The 13,432-nt window shown below is 61.9% G+C and carries 18 protein-coding genes; 5 read left to right on the top strand and 13 right to left on the bottom strand.

All coding sequences use genetic code 11. From position 1 onward, the window contains the following. Positions 1–48: 48 nt before the first annotated feature. From V6F88_RS00265 to V6F88_RS00255, 3 genes are all read right to left on the bottom strand, one after another. Entirely contained in the window at positions 49–369 is a 321-nt protein-coding gene (locus tag V6F88_RS00265) for a hypothetical protein (protein WP_332607373.1), read from the bottom strand. 149 nt (positions 370–518) lie between these two features. Further along, entirely contained in the window at positions 519–1,397 is an 879-nt protein-coding gene (locus V6F88_RS00260; RefSeq protein ID WP_332607372.1) for an N-formylglutamate amidohydrolase, read from the bottom strand. 2 nt (positions 1,398–1,399) lie between these two features. After that, positions 1,400–2,392 (bottom strand): Bug family tripartite tricarboxylate transporter substrate binding protein, encoded by a 993-nt coding sequence (locus V6F88_RS00255; RefSeq protein WP_332607371.1) that lies wholly within the window; start codon positions 2,390–2,392, stop codon positions 1,400–1,402. 138 nt (positions 2,393–2,530) lie between these two features. Between V6F88_RS00255 and V6F88_RS00250 the strand changes: the two genes are divergently transcribed. Beyond that, positions 2,531–3,466, top strand: a complete 936-nt coding sequence (locus V6F88_RS00250; RefSeq protein WP_332607370.1) for a LysR substrate-binding domain-containing protein — start codon at positions 2,531–2,533, stop codon at positions 3,464–3,466. 130 nt (positions 3,467–3,596) lie between these two features. Here the strand turns inward: V6F88_RS00250 and V6F88_RS00245 are convergent, their stop codons facing one another. The 6 genes from V6F88_RS00245 to V6F88_RS00220 all read right to left on the bottom strand — a co-directional run bounded on the left by V6F88_RS00245 (position 3,597) and on the right by V6F88_RS00220 (position 7,746). After that, complete coding sequence (locus V6F88_RS00245) at positions 3,597–3,812, bottom strand: hypothetical protein (RefSeq protein WP_025135384.1); 216 nt, start codon at positions 3,810–3,812, stop codon at positions 3,597–3,599. A gap of 103 nt (positions 3,813–3,915) precedes the next feature. Continuing rightward, positions 3,916–5,025 (bottom strand): AGE family epimerase/isomerase, encoded by a 1,110-nt coding sequence (locus V6F88_RS00240; protein ID WP_332608903.1) that lies wholly within the window; start codon positions 5,023–5,025, stop codon positions 3,916–3,918. 149 nt (positions 5,026–5,174) lie between these two features. Then, on the bottom strand, positions 5,175–5,387 hold the full coding sequence (locus V6F88_RS00235) for a hypothetical protein (protein WP_008159938.1): 213 nt from the start codon (positions 5,385–5,387) through the stop codon (positions 5,175–5,177). 342 nt (positions 5,388–5,729) lie between these two features. Beyond that, on the bottom strand, positions 5,730–5,954 hold the full coding sequence (locus V6F88_RS00230) for a hypothetical protein (protein ID WP_332607369.1): 225 nt from the start codon (positions 5,952–5,954) through the stop codon (positions 5,730–5,732). Positions 5,955–6,008: 54 nt separating this feature from the next. Next, entirely contained in the window at positions 6,009–6,755 is a 747-nt protein-coding gene (locus tag V6F88_RS00225) for a sulfite exporter TauE/SafE family protein (RefSeq protein WP_332607368.1), read from the bottom strand. 79 nt (positions 6,756–6,834) lie between these two features. Then, entirely contained in the window at positions 6,835–7,746 is a 912-nt protein-coding gene (locus V6F88_RS00220) for a DMT family transporter (protein ID WP_332608902.1), read from the bottom strand. A 160-nt stretch (positions 7,747–7,906) separates the two neighbouring features. Between V6F88_RS00220 and V6F88_RS00215 the strand changes: the two genes are divergently transcribed. Further along, positions 7,907–8,377, top strand: coding sequence for an Lrp/AsnC family transcriptional regulator (locus tag V6F88_RS00215; protein WP_006218755.1), 471 nt, complete (start codon positions 7,907–7,909; stop codon positions 8,375–8,377). A gap of 114 nt (positions 8,378–8,491) precedes the next feature. Then, positions 8,492–8,725 (top strand): hypothetical protein, encoded by a 234-nt coding sequence (locus tag V6F88_RS00210; protein WP_046807419.1) that lies wholly within the window; start codon positions 8,492–8,494, stop codon positions 8,723–8,725. Between the two features lie 79 nt (positions 8,726–8,804). Here the strand turns inward: V6F88_RS00210 and V6F88_RS00205 are convergent, their stop codons facing one another. Together V6F88_RS00205 and V6F88_RS00200 are read right to left on the bottom strand one after the other, a co-directional pair. Next, a complete protein-coding gene (locus tag V6F88_RS00205; protein WP_332607367.1) occupies positions 8,805–9,395 on the bottom strand; it encodes a BPSL1445 family SYLF domain-containing lipoprotein in 591 nt (196 codons plus the stop codon). Between the two features lie 227 nt (positions 9,396–9,622). Continuing rightward, positions 9,623–9,880 (bottom strand): hypothetical protein, encoded by a 258-nt coding sequence (locus V6F88_RS00200; RefSeq protein ID WP_332607366.1) that lies wholly within the window; start codon positions 9,878–9,880, stop codon positions 9,623–9,625. Between the two features lie 253 nt (positions 9,881–10,133). Between V6F88_RS00200 and V6F88_RS00195 the strand changes: the two genes are divergently transcribed. Next, on the top strand, positions 10,134–11,087 hold the full coding sequence (locus V6F88_RS00195; RefSeq protein WP_332607365.1) for a succinylglutamate desuccinylase/aspartoacylase domain-containing protein: 954 nt from the start codon (positions 10,134–10,136) through the stop codon (positions 11,085–11,087). A 37-nt stretch (positions 11,088–11,124) separates the two neighbouring features. Here the strand turns inward: V6F88_RS00195 and V6F88_RS00190 are convergent, their stop codons facing one another. Together V6F88_RS00190 and V6F88_RS00185 are read right to left on the bottom strand one after the other, a co-directional pair. After that, positions 11,125–11,559 carry a GNAT family acetyltransferase gene (locus V6F88_RS00190; protein WP_332607364.1) on the bottom strand — a complete coding sequence of 145 codons (435 nt, stop codon included), beginning with the start codon at positions 11,557–11,559 and terminating at the stop codon, positions 11,125–11,127. Between the two features lie 268 nt (positions 11,560–11,827). Continuing rightward, a complete protein-coding gene (locus V6F88_RS00185) occupies positions 11,828–12,742 on the bottom strand; it encodes a PhzF family phenazine biosynthesis protein (RefSeq protein WP_332607363.1) in 915 nt (304 codons plus the stop codon). A 238-nt stretch (positions 12,743–12,980) separates the two neighbouring features. Here V6F88_RS00185 and V6F88_RS00180 point away from each other — a divergent pair, with 238 nt between their 5' ends. Next, positions 12,981–13,367, top strand: coding sequence for a hypothetical protein (locus V6F88_RS00180; RefSeq protein ID WP_332607362.1), 387 nt, complete (start codon positions 12,981–12,983; stop codon positions 13,365–13,367). Positions 13,368–13,432 lie beyond the last annotated feature (65 nt).

Raw genomic sequence — 13,432 nt, 5'->3', positions numbered from 1 at the left:
AGGCGCGGCGGCAGCGGGCCGTCAATGCCCGCCCGCCCCGCCCCACGCTTATTCCGGCAACGGATCCGGCACGCCGTCTTCGTCCACGCTGGTCACGCGGTCCAGCGCATTGCGCGCGGCGGACATCGCTTCGATCGCGCTGCGAAAGCGGCGGCTGACAAAAATCTCGAACGGCCGGCCTTCGGGCGGCGCCGGGGCCGGGGCCGGCTCGGCGCCATCGGGGTCCAGCACCTGCTGCGCATCGGCTTCGCCTTCCTTGACCTTGGCCACCAGGCGCCGCGTCTCCAAGAACGCCCGAGGCGGCGTGCGCCCCTCGGGTTGCGTCGCGTACGCCACCACCGAAAATCCGTTGATCTTCTTCTCTAGCATTACGGTTCCCTTGCGCCGCGGCCACCGTTGGCGCAGCGTGTTCCTAGCGACAACGGCGCGGCAAACGGAAACTTAAGCGGTAGGCAAAAAGCCGGCGTTGATCTGCATCAACGCCGGCTTTTTGCCTGGGTACAGCCACACAAACGACTCTATTTTGTCGACGTAGCCGCTTCCATGCGCACGCGCACGTAATCGGCCACCTGGGCCAGCACCGTCGTCAAATGCCCGCGCAGCAAATCAAAGCCGGCGTTGCGTTCGCGCGTGGCTTCGTCCATGTACAAAGGACGACGAATTTCCACCTGCAAGCTGTGCCGGTTCAGCGCCGGCTGGCCAATCTGCGCAATCAACTGCACGCCCTTGTAAGGGTCGTTGCGCGCGACGGTATAGCCCAGGTCGCGCAGCGCCTTTTCGATCAGCGCGATGAACTCGGGTTCGCACGTCGTGCCATCCCGATCCCCCAGCACGAAGTCCGCCAGCGGATGCTCGCTTTGCCGGCCCAGGCGTTCGTAAGCGTCGTTGGGCATGGAATGCAGGTTCAGATGCCACACCGCGCCAAAGCGTTGTTCAGCTCGGCTGATCGCCTGCGACAACGCCGCGTGATAGGGCTCGTAGTAAGCCTGAATGCGATGCCGCACTTCTGCCAGGCTCAGCTTGCGATCGTAAATGGGCGTGGCCTTGTCCATGCGGCGCCAGATCAGCCCCTTGCCCAAGCGAGTCTTCTCGCCCGGGGACAGGGGCTGCGGCCACGGTTCCGCCAGCAGCTCCGGGTCCAGATCCTGCAAGGTGCGGTTCGGGTCGATGTACACGCGCGGAAAGTGCGCGGCAATTAACGTTGCGCCCAGCGTAGGCGCCGCCGACCACAACGCGTCCACGTGCGTGTCTTCGCCCTGGCGCAATTGCGCCTGCGTTGCCACCGCCCCGAAATCGTCGGGATAGCGTTCACCGCTATGCGGCGAATCACAGACCAGCGGCAAGGCCGGCCCCTGAGGTTCATGCACGGAAACCACGTTGAAATCGGCAAGCGTCATCGTCAGTCAGCCTGAATGTTGGCGGCCTTGGCCACCTTGGCGTAGCGGGCCAGGGCCTGTTCGATCTGGACCTGGAACTCTTGGGGCGTCGTGGGCATCAGCGTACCACCCACGTCTTCGGCCTTCTTGCGGAACTCGGGGTCTTGCATCGCCGCGCGCACCGCCTGGTTCAGGCGGTCGATAACGGCCTTCGGCGTACCGGCGGGAGCCACCAATCCGAACCAGCCGCCGGTGCCCATGTCGGGATAACCCAGTTCGATATAGGTCGGCACGTCAGGCAACAGCGGCGAACGCTGGGCGCCCAGCACGGCCAACGCACGCAGCTTGCCACCCTGCACTTGCGGCAGCGTGGAAGACAGGTTGTCGGTGATGGCATCCACCTGCCCGCCCATCACGTCGTTCAGCGCTGGGCCGGCCCCACGGTAAGGCACGTGCAGCAACTTGATGCCGGACAGCATCATGAAATTCTCGATGTTCACATGCCCCAGCGACCCGACGCCGGGCGACGCAAAGCTGTAGCGGTCAGCCGGCGCCTTCTTGGCCAGCGCCACGAATTCGACCATGTTCTTGGCCGGAATATTCGGGTTGATGGCCAAAATGCTGGGCACCGCCAGCACGTTGGCCACGGGCGCGAAGTCCTTGATCGGGTCGTAATTCATCTTGCGATACACGGCCGGATTCGACCCGTGCGTGCTCATCGTGGCCATGCCGATCGTGTAGCCGTCAGGCGTGGACCGCGCCACCTGCTCCATGCCCATCGAGCCGCCCGCGCCCGCCTTGTTTTCAACCACGATGGTCTGCTTGAGATCGCGCCCGGCATACTCCGCGACCAGGCGGGCAACGATGTCGGTCGAACCGCCCGCGGCGAACGGCACCACCAGCTTGATGGGACGCGAGGGGTAGTCGGCGGCTTGGGCAATGCCGGCAAAGGACAGCGTGGCGAACATGCCGGCAAGCGCAAAGCGCGCGGACCGGCCAAGCAGGCGGCAAGACATGGATCGACTCCGAAAGGGATACGTTGAAGTAAGGGTCAGAACGGGGTGTCAAACAGAGACAGGCCGCCAGTGTCCAAACTTTACGGTCCCCTTTCAAACGACTATATTGCACTCCTTCATTACCAAAGATCATGCTAAATGCGGCTACATTCGCCGTCCATGTCCGAGCTGCACGCCTTTATCGCGGCGGCACGCTTGGGAAGCTTCACCCTGGCTGCCCAGACGCTGTGCGTCACCCAAGGCGCCATCAGCCGCGCCATTTCGCGCCTGGAGGCCCATTTCGGGCAGCCGCTGATGCATCGCAACGCGCACGGCCTGACGCTGACCGAGATGGGCCAGAAGCTGTACGACGGCGCGCACACGCCGCTTCAGGCCATTGAAAAGCTCAGTGCCGAACTGCGGGCGGATGACCGCCGGCTGCGCTTGACGCTATCGACCGTGCCAACGTTGGCCAGCGCCTGGCTGGTGCCGCATTTGCCAGACTTCCATCGACGCCATCCCGATATCCAGCTTAATTTCGCGGCCTATCGGCGCAATGAGGACTTTTCGGGCACCACGCCAGACGCCAGCATCCTGGCCGGCACCCCTGATCAATGGCCCGGATGCCAAGCCGATTACGTGATCGGTCGCGAAGTGGTGGTTATTTGCCATCCCGACCGTCTTGCCGCCCGCCAGGCCCAGGGGCTATGGAGCACCCCGCACGGGTTGCTGGGCGAAGCCTTGCTCTATCACACCAACGGGCAGGACAACTGGGCGCAGTGGTTCAATGCAGCGGGGGTGCCCCGCCATGCCGTCACGCTGTCCAAGGGGTTCGATCAGGTATCCATCTTGATCCGCGCGGTCATGGCGGATATGGGGGTTGCGGTATTACAGCGCTGCCTGGTGCGCGACGAGCTTCAGTCCGGCCGGGTGGCCGCGCCCTTTCCCGATATGCCCATTCGGCTGAGCCGGGGCTATCACCTTTGCGCGCCGGCCCAGCGCCGCGATCATTACGCGCTGGAATGCTTCCGGCAATGGCTGCTGGCCACCGCACATGCCGACCCGGACGTCATCGCGGCCAGATCAGCGTCTTGAAAGGCGCGCTGCGGCATATGACACGGCCAGCGCCCACGACATGTCTGGTTTCATCGCCGGCGCTATACTTGAAACCAAATAAAACGGGCCTCTGTAAAGAGGCCCGACTTTAAGTACGGCGATAAAACGATCAAGGTGCCAGCTTGAATCCCAGGTCCACGCCCCACTTATCGGTTTCACGCAACCATTTCGCCCCGCAGCTCAGGCACCGGAAGTGATCTTCGCGACTCTCTTCGCGCCCTTTCTGCGTGGGATTGGTGAAACCTTGATGTCCCAGGTGCGAATGCGGCGCGACGCCGGCAAGGCCCGGGTTAATGCGTTGGCAAGCCAAACACATAACGCTCATTGATGCTTCCCCACAAACAGTGTTAGCAAATTGTAAGGGATTTCACCAATGTTTTTCTATCGATTTATAACAATTGAACGACAATAATTGTTAACAAGGGCGTTTAAACAACGTTAGGCATTGCCGCCAGGCAGGTGGCCAAATGATACGGCGATGTCGACGGCATGTCGGCGCGGACGACGTCCCCCTGCCCGTTCAGGCATTCGTACCACCCGCCCTCATGCACGAAATGGGCGCGAAAACTGGCCAGCCCGGACTCCAGCGCCGGCCAGTCGCCCAGCACCGCCAACGTCCGCAGGTATTCCGTCTGCGCCCAGATCCGGCGCGTGTCATCCATCACCGCACCCGACTCGTCCAACGACGCCAGCACGCCGGGGCCTTGTACGCCCACCCCATGCGTGCGCGCCCACTGCACCGCGCGCGGCAAGGTTTCCACCAGCTCAAGCCCTTCAAACACCTGCGCCGCACCGTGCACCAGCGACAGCCATTCAAACTGGTGCCCCGGTTCAAGCCGGTTGCCCGCCGTGCCTTGCAGCGCTTCGGATATGCACTGGGTGGGCCCGTGTACAAAAAACTGGCTGACGCCTTGCGCAAGCGTGCGCAGATGCTGGGCAAACAGCGCGGGTTCGGCCACCTGGGCGGCCGCCAGATACGCTTCCGTGAGGTGCATCATTGGATTTTGCGCGGGCGGGCGTAGCGGCGTCTGCCAGTCGGCGCTAAGCGCCGCATGATAGAGCCCGTCATTTGTCTTGAAGCGCGCTTCGATTGCCGATGCCGTGGCCAACATAAGCTTGCGCGCATCCGCATTACGGCTGCTCTGAAAGTACGCCGAGCAGGCCAGCACCACGAACGCGTGGGTATATAAATCCTGAGTGTCATCCAACGGCTGCGCATCAGCGTCCACGCTGTACAACCAGCCGCCTTGATCGTTGCGAAATACGCGGCACAGGGACGCAAACAAGCGGTCTGCATGCTGGCCCGCGGCGGCGCCGGATGCTTCTGAAAAAACATAGAGTTGACGCGCGCATGCCATGGCTCGATATCGGCTGGGCGGCAGCGGCTTGCCCGTTGCGGCATCCAGCGATTCGTAGGGCAGACCCAATGCGCCGTTGAAGCCCTGCCCCATCCAAAGCGGCAGGATGACGGAGTCGAAATGTGCGCGTAATGCGCGGACATGCTCCGTCAGAATAGGAGTGGTCTGTGCGGCAATCATTTTGGAACGACCCATACCCGAAAAGGGCCCCAGGTTTTGGAGCAGCAACGATAACCGAAAACTTCGTCGCAAATTTTGGAGTATTTTCCGCAGCCTCATGCACACACAGACCGGCACCACCGATCAGCTCCGTCCAGGGCGGATAAGCCCTATCGGAAGATGTTTTCCTCGACCCAGTTCTGCGCGAATACTTCCGCGCGATCTCGTGCTTCGTCTAATGAAGCGCAGTTGCCCAAGTGGGAAAACGCGGCATCCACTTCGGTGCCGCCCTCGGCCGTTACCGTCAGCAAGACGCCATATCCGCCGGTATCCATGGCCGCTGTGGAAACGTCGATCAGTACTTCCTGGTCACGATGCTGCATGTGCTACCTCCCAGTCGGTTACCTAAACGCGTGAACCACGCGTGACGTGGCGGGACCAAATCCCGCGTAATTGAATAGACCTGAAAGCGTCACGCAAGTTCATCTTACTGGCGAGATAACAAGCGCGATACGTCCGGAAGATGCCAAATCACACATTCCGTCTCAGGAGATTCCCGTACTGCCCTGTAAATACCCCCTGCGCTGCGACATAACGCGAAATCATTCGCAAACTATGCGGCAATTAGGCGCAACTTGCTTCAAACCGCAGCAAGCCGGCGCGCACAAAAGGGGGATCGATATGTGCTGCAAGAAATACCGCCGAGCGTGCCGGCGGCGCAGCGTTCAGCGCACGTGGATGGCGGTGGGCTCTTCCATGCGCAGGGCGAGCTTGCCCTTTTCGGTGATCAGCCAGCGGCCATTTTCGCCGGGCTGAATGCAGCGCAAGGTTTGAAGTGCCTGGGAAATTTCGACAGGCACTTCTGCTTGCGCGGCGCCGGGTTCGCTGCTGTCGGCCACGATGCGCAGCCAATGACCCAGTTCACCCTTCTGAAAACGATGCAATGCCATACTGATTCTCTCTTCAATGACTTTAACGATAGCATGCTCGTCAAGCCTGTCCCGCTATGCAATAAGCTTGGGCACGGACGACACCAGCAAGGCAATGCCCGACAACGTCAAGAGGCCCAGCACCACGCGCCGAAAGGTCACGTCGGTGATGCCGACATACATGCGCGCGCCCAGCAATGTGGGCACCAGCATGGCCGGCACGATGATGGCAAACAGCGGCAGCATGTCTGTCGTCACCATTCCCGTGACGATGTAGCTTGCCATCGTGACCGCCAGCATCGACAAGTTGAAGTTTTGAATAACCGAGCGCTGCACATCGCGCTCGAAGCCGCGCAAGGTGCACCACAACGTCGGAATGACGCCGGTGAAGCCGCCGATGCCGCCCATGATGCCGCCCATCGCCCCCACGACGCCATCCGCCACCTTGCCGCCGGCCGTAATGCGCGGCAAACGCGTTGCGAACAGCATGATCGGGCACCAGACCGCCAACAGAGCACCGATGAAGGTCTTGAATATCAGCGGGTCAAGATGCGGCAAGACCTTTACCCCGATGGGGATGCCCACCAAACCGCCTAGTACGAATGGCAGCAGGTTCGACCACGAAAAGCCGCGGCGCACGGTAAATGCCGCCAACAGCTGGCCGGTCAGTGCGCCGAAGACCGTCATCGCGGCAGCCAGGCGTGGGTCGATGGTCCACGCCCAGAACGACATTGCCACCATCCCAAAGCCGAACCCGGACAAGCCCTGGACGAAGCCGGCAGCCACCGCGCCCAACACGACCAGCACATATAGCGTATCCATTTCTGCCCCATTTACCCGATTTCCGCGGCGCATCCACGCGTCTTGCCAGGCCCCTCCCGGCGCGACATTCTAGTGCGTTCTACGAAGGACGCAGCGCAAGCGGGCGCTTCACGCGCGCGGCAACCGCCGAGGCGGCGACGCTGATGCCGATCAACGACAGGCCCAGCACCAGGTCGGCGGACAGGCGTTCATGGAAGACGACGGACGACACGACAAGGCCGATCACAGGTACGCACAGCATCGCGATGGAGGTGGCCACGGGCGGCAGTTTTTGCGTCATGCCCAACACCACGATGAACGTCAGCGCTGTCGCAAGCGGACCGGTGTACAGGATGATCGGCCACGCATCGGGCACGGCCAAAAAGCCGGGCGCGCCATCGCGCATCCAGGCCAGCGCCGCCAACGGAATCGTGGCTAGCGCGGTTTGCCAGGGAATCATGTCGGCGCCCAGACGCACGTGACGGTTGCCGCGCAGCTGGATGATGTTGCACGCCCACGCGAACGAGGCGCCCAGCAGCATGACCAGGCCCACCACCGTATGCGCCTGCCAAGGGCTGAACGCCGGCGCCACGATCACGCCGATGCCGGCATAGCTGAGCGCCGTCGCCAGCCATTGACCGACGTTCAGGCGTTCTTTCAAGATCAGCGCCGACAAGGGAATGACCCATATCGACGTCGCGTAGGCAACGACGGACGCCCGCCCCGGCGCCACGTACTGCAACGCCCACAACGCCAAGGCGGTGAACGCGCCCATCTGCAACAGCGCCACGCCAGCCACCAGCGGCCATTCCTGGCGCGTGGGCAACCGCAGTCGACCCAGTGCCGCCAATACCAGCACGCTGACCACGGCGGCCGACCCGAACCTGCTGGCGGCAAGCCACAACGGGCTCATGTGCGCCAGCCCCATCTTCATGACGGGCCAGTTTCCCCCCCACACCATGACCGCGCCCACCAGCGGCAAAAACTTGCGCAACGTGCTTTGCTGACTTATCACCACAGGATCTACCGCTTGAATATTCCGCACTTCGGCCCCTTTGCCGAAGAAAGAAATAGTCTATAGGGTTAACCCCAGCATATTTCACCTCATTCAGCTTCGATACACTGCTTGCGCAGCACGAACGAATTGCCAAGCCACAACAACTGGATGACTTATGCCGGAAATCAACCTGGATGCGACCGACATCCGAATCCTGAACGAACTTCAACGCGATGCGCGACTGACGAACGTCGAGCTTGCCGCCCGGGTGAACCTGTCCGCCTCGCCTTGCCTGGCGCGCGTGCGGCGGCTGGAAACCGATGGACTGATAGACCGCCGCGTCACCCTGCTCAATGCGCGCAAGCTGGGGCTGAAGGTCAACGTCTTCATCCAGATCTCGCTGGACAAGCAGCGCAAAGCCGCGCTGGATGTCTTCGAGCGCGAAATCGCCGTACTGCCTGAAATCATGGAGTGTTATCTGATGTCGGGCGACGCCGACTACCTGATTCGCGCATTGGTGCCCGACGTGGATGCGCTTGAACGCCTGATCGTCGAGCACATCACCCGCATCCCCGGCGTGGCCAGCATCCGGTCAAGCTTCGCGCTCAAGCAGGTGCTGTACACCACCGCCGTGCCGCTAGCCTGACGGATACCAGGCGACGCGTTCCGAAACTTGCGGGATCAGTCGCCCGCCCGCACAATGATTCGTCGGCGCGACATACGCGCCGGCTTCCCTCCCATCGCTTAGCAAGGAGCAACCATGCCCGAAACAGAATGGTCCCCCGGCAGTGCGCTACCCGATCGTCAGGGTTACTTCGAAGTGGAATTCGACACAGGCGAAACTGAAATCACCCGATACGGCATGCTGGGTTGGGAACCCGAAGCCGAACGCGGACGCATACTGCGGTGGCGCGGTCTGGACCCCGCCATTGAAGAAGCCGAAATCCAGCGCGAAAGCGCCGTGCGCAATAACGGCGACACCTTGCTCGGCTGACCCATAGCCCCGCCAAAAAAAACGCCGCGGAGTTAAATCCGCGGCGTTTTTCTTGGGGAAGGATTGTCGGCCGCCAGGCTTACCAATCAAGCTTCGAGATCTTGGTGCCGGCCAGCGAAACGCCCGCCATCAAGCCACCGTTGTTCATCACGAAGCCCACAATCGGCTGCTGCGCCGTATTGGTATCGATGCGGCCATTGGCGCCGATGTTCACCACGGCAACCGTGGCGTCCGCGCCGACGGTCCAGCCACTGCTGTTGCGGAACTTGTTCAAGGCGTCATCCGTCATGAACAACAACACCATGGCCTTGGACTGCGCGCCGGCCTGGAAGCCGATCGAGCCCGCCGTGGTGCTGTAGTAACCGGCATTGGAGCCGCCCACCCGCAACACGCCCTTGCCATGCTCGGCGCCCACGATGAAGCTGCCGCTGAGTACGTCGGGGAACACCAGCACACCCTTGGCGCGCGCCACCAATTCCTTCGATTGCGGCGAAGCCTCGTACAGCTTGGTCAGTGTGGCGTTGGCCGCGCTATTCATCGAATCGCGCTTTTCGGTTGAGGTAGCCGAAGACTTGGGCGTGGTCGTGGTGCAACCGGCAAACAGCACACCGGCCACTCCGATCGTCGCGGCAATACCTACACGACGCAGAACAGGAAAAGTGTCAAGCATGGAACTCTCCTTTATTGTTGTCAGCCGGTACCACTGTACCGGTCATAACCGCTGAAGCAAGGCACACGATTGTGATAAACGAAACAAAACCTACCTGTCTTCAACGCGGGCGCAATGGCCTCGGTCCAACATCCATGGGCCTGCGCGGGCCGAATCCCTTGCACTGCCTCTGCAACATTTAGTAGAGGCTACCCGGAGAGTCCGTCACGCCTGACGTTGCCGCGCAACTACAGAATGCCGTACCTCGGCTCGCCGGTGGACGCATCCACCGACACGATGCCGGACAACACCAATTCCGCGTGACGACGCGCCACGTCGGCGTCGGCGAACGTCACAAAACGGGGCAAAGACCAGCGTTGTTGCTGCGCCCCACCGTCGTCCGGGCGGCTCACGATGATCTCGATAGCCATCACGCCGGCATCCAGACTCACGATCTCACAACCCACTTGAAAACCATCGATATGGCGTTGCGGTACCGCCCTCATTCCGCGCTCCTGAAATCAAACACTCCGCGCGCAATATGCCAAAAAAACATGGTACTGAAAAGCAGTGCTTTTAGCGGGTCATGAAGCACTAGTGCACCTAGTATTCCAGCATCTTGCATACGCTTCGATCACACTAGAATTCGGTATTTCCAAGCGGAATTGCCATTTTTTTAAATCATGCAAACACGGCCGGCGGTTTACGCCGCGCGGTCGGGGGGTATATTGCAACGTTCACCAACAGGCCTTTCGTTCCATGCAAACCTTACCTTTTGAACCTGACACCGCCCCGCTTGAAGTCCTGCCCCGCGACTTGTCTGCGTACCGCGAAGGCAACACCGGCATCCCGTACGTGCATCGCTTTGAATCCGGTGTCCCCGGTCCGCACGTGCTGATCAACGCCATCACGCATGGCAACGAAATCTGTGGCATGGTCGCCGCCACGCATTTGCTGGACACCGGCGTGCGTCCCAAGATCGGCACGTTGACCGTCAGCTTTGCCCATGTCGAAGCGTATGAAGCCTTCGACATCGAGAACCCGTACGAGAACCGGCAGTTGGTGCATAACCTGAACCGCATCTGGTCGGCAGCCATGTTGGATGGGACGGAAGACAGCCCGGAACTGCGCCGCGCCCGGGAGCTTCGACCGGTGCTGGACGCCGCCGATTTTGTGCTTGATATCCATTCGACCCGCGCCCCCGTGCAGCCGTTCTGGGTCTACAACGAGATGGATCGCAATACCGCGCTGGCAGCCGCCGTTGGCGCGCCCGCCGTGCACCTGGTGATGCCGCAGCATAAATTTCCCGGCACGGGCGTTATGGGCTACGGCCATCACGGGGACCCCCTGTCCGACAGCCAAGGGGCGCTGGTCGTCGAATGCGGCCAGCACTTCGCACGCTCGGCCGCCGAATTGGCCACTGATGTGACGATGCGTTTTTTGGCCCACACCGGCCTCATCGATGCGCCCTTGAATGCCCCGCCCCCGCCCGTTCCGCAACGTTTCCGTTTGCTGGAAGTGCACATGGTCAAGTCCGAGGACTTCCATTTCACTCGCCACGTCATCGGCTTTGAAACCTTCGACAAGGGCGAACTGATCGCGATGAACGGCGACGAGGAAATCCGGTCGCCTTGCGACCGCTGCACGATCTTCATGCCTACGCGCATGCCGATCGTCGGCCGGGAAGCGGTCTACCTTACCGAGGCGATCTAAGCCGCATCGTGAAGACGTGCAGGGTGTCGGCGCGCGCCTACATATCGGGAATCAGGCGCTTGCCCATGCTGACCACTTCATCCAGATCAAAGCCCAGGCTTTCGTAGAAGCCCTGCACGGCGGCATTGCCGGTTCGGATCAGTAGATTGATCTTCGGGCACCCCATCTCCAGCAGCTTGGCTTCGACAGCGCGCATCAGCACGGTGGCATAGCCCCGCCGCTGGTGCGCGGGCGCCACCGCCAGATAATTGATCCAGGCGCGGTGCCCGTCATAGCCACCCATCAGCGTGGCGACGATCGCGCCTCGGATCTCGCCCACCAGAAACAGCTCCGGCTGCACGGTCAGCTTGCGCGCAATATCCTTGGCGGGATCGTTCCAGGGACGCGTCAGGCCGCAGTCGCGCCATAGCTGGATCAGCGCCGTTTCGTCAGCGCGTTGGTAAGGCCGGATGGCCAGGGGATCACAAGTCATGCTTCGTTCCTTCACTGTGGGAAACGAAGGCCCTGCGATACGCCTCGGAGGCAATACAGCGGCAAAGGGATACCGCAAAAACAAAAAGGCCACGAGGGGTATCGTGGCCTTCAGGGAAAGCGCCGAACGGTCGGCGCCTGTACGTGACTAGCCACTCAACGTAAACGTCGAGCGGCTCGTCGGTTGTCTGCCAGGCATGCGGCAGATAAATCATGGGCGTTCATGCAGGCAAGCTTACACGAGCGCCCCCGCCTGGATCAATACCGGCTTACTGCGCGTCGGGCGCCGGCAACGTCCCTTCCATGACCACCACGGCATGGCCTTCGACTCCGGCCCACACACCGTCGGCGCGCGGCTCGGCATGCGCCAGCAGCAGGCTTGGGCGCCCCATATCCACGCCCTGCCCTACGCGCAACGACAGCTTGCCCTGGTCCCGCAACGCCGCGCGCAGCGCCGTTACGGCGGCCGTCGCGCTACCGGTAGCGGGGTCTTCCGTCATGCGGCCGGTGAACATGCGCGCCTGGATATCGGTGGGCGCATCGATCGTGTCGCTTGCGGTATCGGTGGTGTAGACGTAAATGGACTTTGCGCCATCCAGCGGCAGCAACGCGGCGTAGCCGTGCGAATCCGGCGACGCGCGGCGCAAGGCGTCGCGGCTGGCCAACTGCGCCACCAGAAAGATCAGGCCCACCGACACGACCTGCGGCGCATGTTCGGACGTGTCCACATCCGCGGGATTCAATTTCAACGCGCGCGCCAGATCTTCCGCGGACACGACGCTGGCGCGTGACAGCGGCTGGGGCGCCAGAAGCTCGACGCTCTCCACGCCCTTGGCGCCCGAGCGCAACGCGATGCGCACCAAACCCGCTTCCTCTTCAAAGACGAACGCATCCGGCACCGGGCGCCCCGCCGTGGCCATCTCGCGCGCCAGCACCACGGCGGTGCCCACGTTCGGGTGCCCGGCGAACGGGACCTCGCGGTCAGGCGTGAATATCCGAACCGCGGCCGTATGGTTGGGATCGTTGGGCGGCAGCACGAAGCTGGTTTCCGAATAATTGAACTCTCGCGCAATGCGCTGCATCTGCGCGCCATCCAGCCCCTGCGCGTCCAACACGACAGCCAACGGGTTGCCACAATAGGTTTGGCCGGTAAACACATCGGCGGTGACATAGCGGTAGCGCATGCGGTCTTCTCTTTGGCGGTTATAAGGCGAGGAGTATGCGCGCGGTCAACCGCGTTGCGACAGGCACAGAAGGCAGGGATTTTCGCCATAACAGCGGGAGCGGAGTCGAGTACCCTGTGGTGCTGGATCACAATCGCGCGCAGCGGCACTCATGCCAAGCGCCCATTGCGTTCGCGCGCCACCGCGCCGGGCCGCAATCGCCAGCCCGAACGCGTTTACTAACTGCAAGGAATGCATCATGGAAAACCCCTTTGGCGACGCCGAAGAACCCGCAATCGGCCACCGGCAATACCTGGTCCTGATCGCGGCATCAAAAGACAACGCGTCACTTGCGCAAAAGCAGCTGGAAAACCTGAAGAAGTTTGTCGACGATCGCGCAGCACCGCTATGGATTGACGCCAAAGGCATCGGCGTGCTGTTGACCACGGACATGGTCGCTTCCGAAATCTGGCGCGTCATGTTGCCAAAGGACGCCCCGGACCTTGGCGACACCCGCAACATGCTAGTCCTGGAAATCGGCAAAGACTGGGCCGCCCGCCGCGACGACAAGATCGAACACTGGCTAGCCTCACACGTCGGCACCCCACTACCGCCCATGCCGCGTGCCGCGGCCAAGAAGCGTTAAGCGGATAACGTGCGCGCCGGTGCATTGCCAGTTTTATAGCGGCTGCATGCGCGGCATACCGCCAA

This window comes from Achromobacter sp. ESBL13 (genome assembly GCF_036668755.1).
GTDB lineage: Bacteria > Pseudomonadota > Gammaproteobacteria > Burkholderiales > Burkholderiaceae_B > Achromobacter.
Note: the sequence above shows the minus strand (reverse complement) of the source record. Positions and strands in the feature narration are given on the sequence as shown.

Coding starts and splice junctions, on each gene's coding strand:
- V6F88_RS00190 (WP_332607364.1), bottom strand. CDS start 11,559: ATGACTTGTGATCCCCTGGCCATCCGGCCTTACCAACGCGCTGACGAA.
- V6F88_RS00230 (WP_332607369.1), bottom strand. CDS start 5,954: ATGGCATTGCATCGTTTTCAGAAGGGTGAACTGGGTCATTGGCTGCGC.
- V6F88_RS00265 (WP_332607373.1), bottom strand. CDS start 369: ATGCTAGAGAAGAAGATCAACGGATTTTCGGTGGTGGCGTACGCGACG.
- V6F88_RS00215 (WP_006218755.1), top strand. CDS start 7,907: ATGCCGGAAATCAACCTGGATGCGACCGACATCCGAATCCTGAACGAA.
- V6F88_RS00210 (WP_046807419.1), top strand. CDS start 8,492: ATGCCCGAAACAGAATGGTCCCCCGGCAGTGCGCTACCCGATCGTCAG.
- V6F88_RS00205 (WP_332607367.1), bottom strand. CDS start 9,395: ATGCTTGACACTTTTCCTGTTCTGCGTCGTGTAGGTATTGCCGCGACG.
- V6F88_RS00195 (WP_332607365.1), top strand. CDS start 10,134: ATGCAAACCTTACCTTTTGAACCTGACACCGCCCCGCTTGAAGTCCTG.
- V6F88_RS00245 (WP_025135384.1), bottom strand. CDS start 3,812: ATGAGCGTTATGTGTTTGGCTTGCCAACGCATTAACCCGGGCCTTGCC.
- V6F88_RS00225 (WP_332607368.1), bottom strand. CDS start 6,755: ATGGATACGCTATATGTGCTGGTCGTGTTGGGCGCGGTGGCTGCCGGC.
- V6F88_RS00185 (WP_332607363.1), bottom strand. CDS start 12,742: ATGCGCTACCGCTATGTCACCGCCGATGTGTTTACCGGCCAAACCTAT.
- V6F88_RS00180 (WP_332607362.1), top strand. CDS start 12,981: ATGGAAAACCCCTTTGGCGACGCCGAAGAACCCGCAATCGGCCACCGG.
- V6F88_RS00240 (WP_332608903.1), bottom strand. CDS start 5,025: ATGATTGCCGCACAGACCACTCCTATTCTGACGGAGCATGTCCGCGCA.
- V6F88_RS00200 (WP_332607366.1), bottom strand. CDS start 9,880: ATGAGGGCGGTACCGCAACGCCATATCGATGGTTTTCAAGTGGGTTGT.
- V6F88_RS00260 (WP_332607372.1), bottom strand. CDS start 1,397: ATGACGCTTGCCGATTTCAACGTGGTTTCCGTGCATGAACCTCAGGGG.
- V6F88_RS00235 (WP_008159938.1), bottom strand. CDS start 5,387: ATGCAGCATCGTGACCAGGAAGTACTGATCGACGTTTCCACAGCGGCC.
- V6F88_RS00255 (WP_332607371.1), bottom strand. CDS start 2,392: ATGTCTTGCCGCCTGCTTGGCCGGTCCGCGCGCTTTGCGCTTGCCGGC.
- V6F88_RS00250 (WP_332607370.1), top strand. CDS start 2,531: ATGCGGCTACATTCGCCGTCCATGTCCGAGCTGCACGCCTTTATCGCG.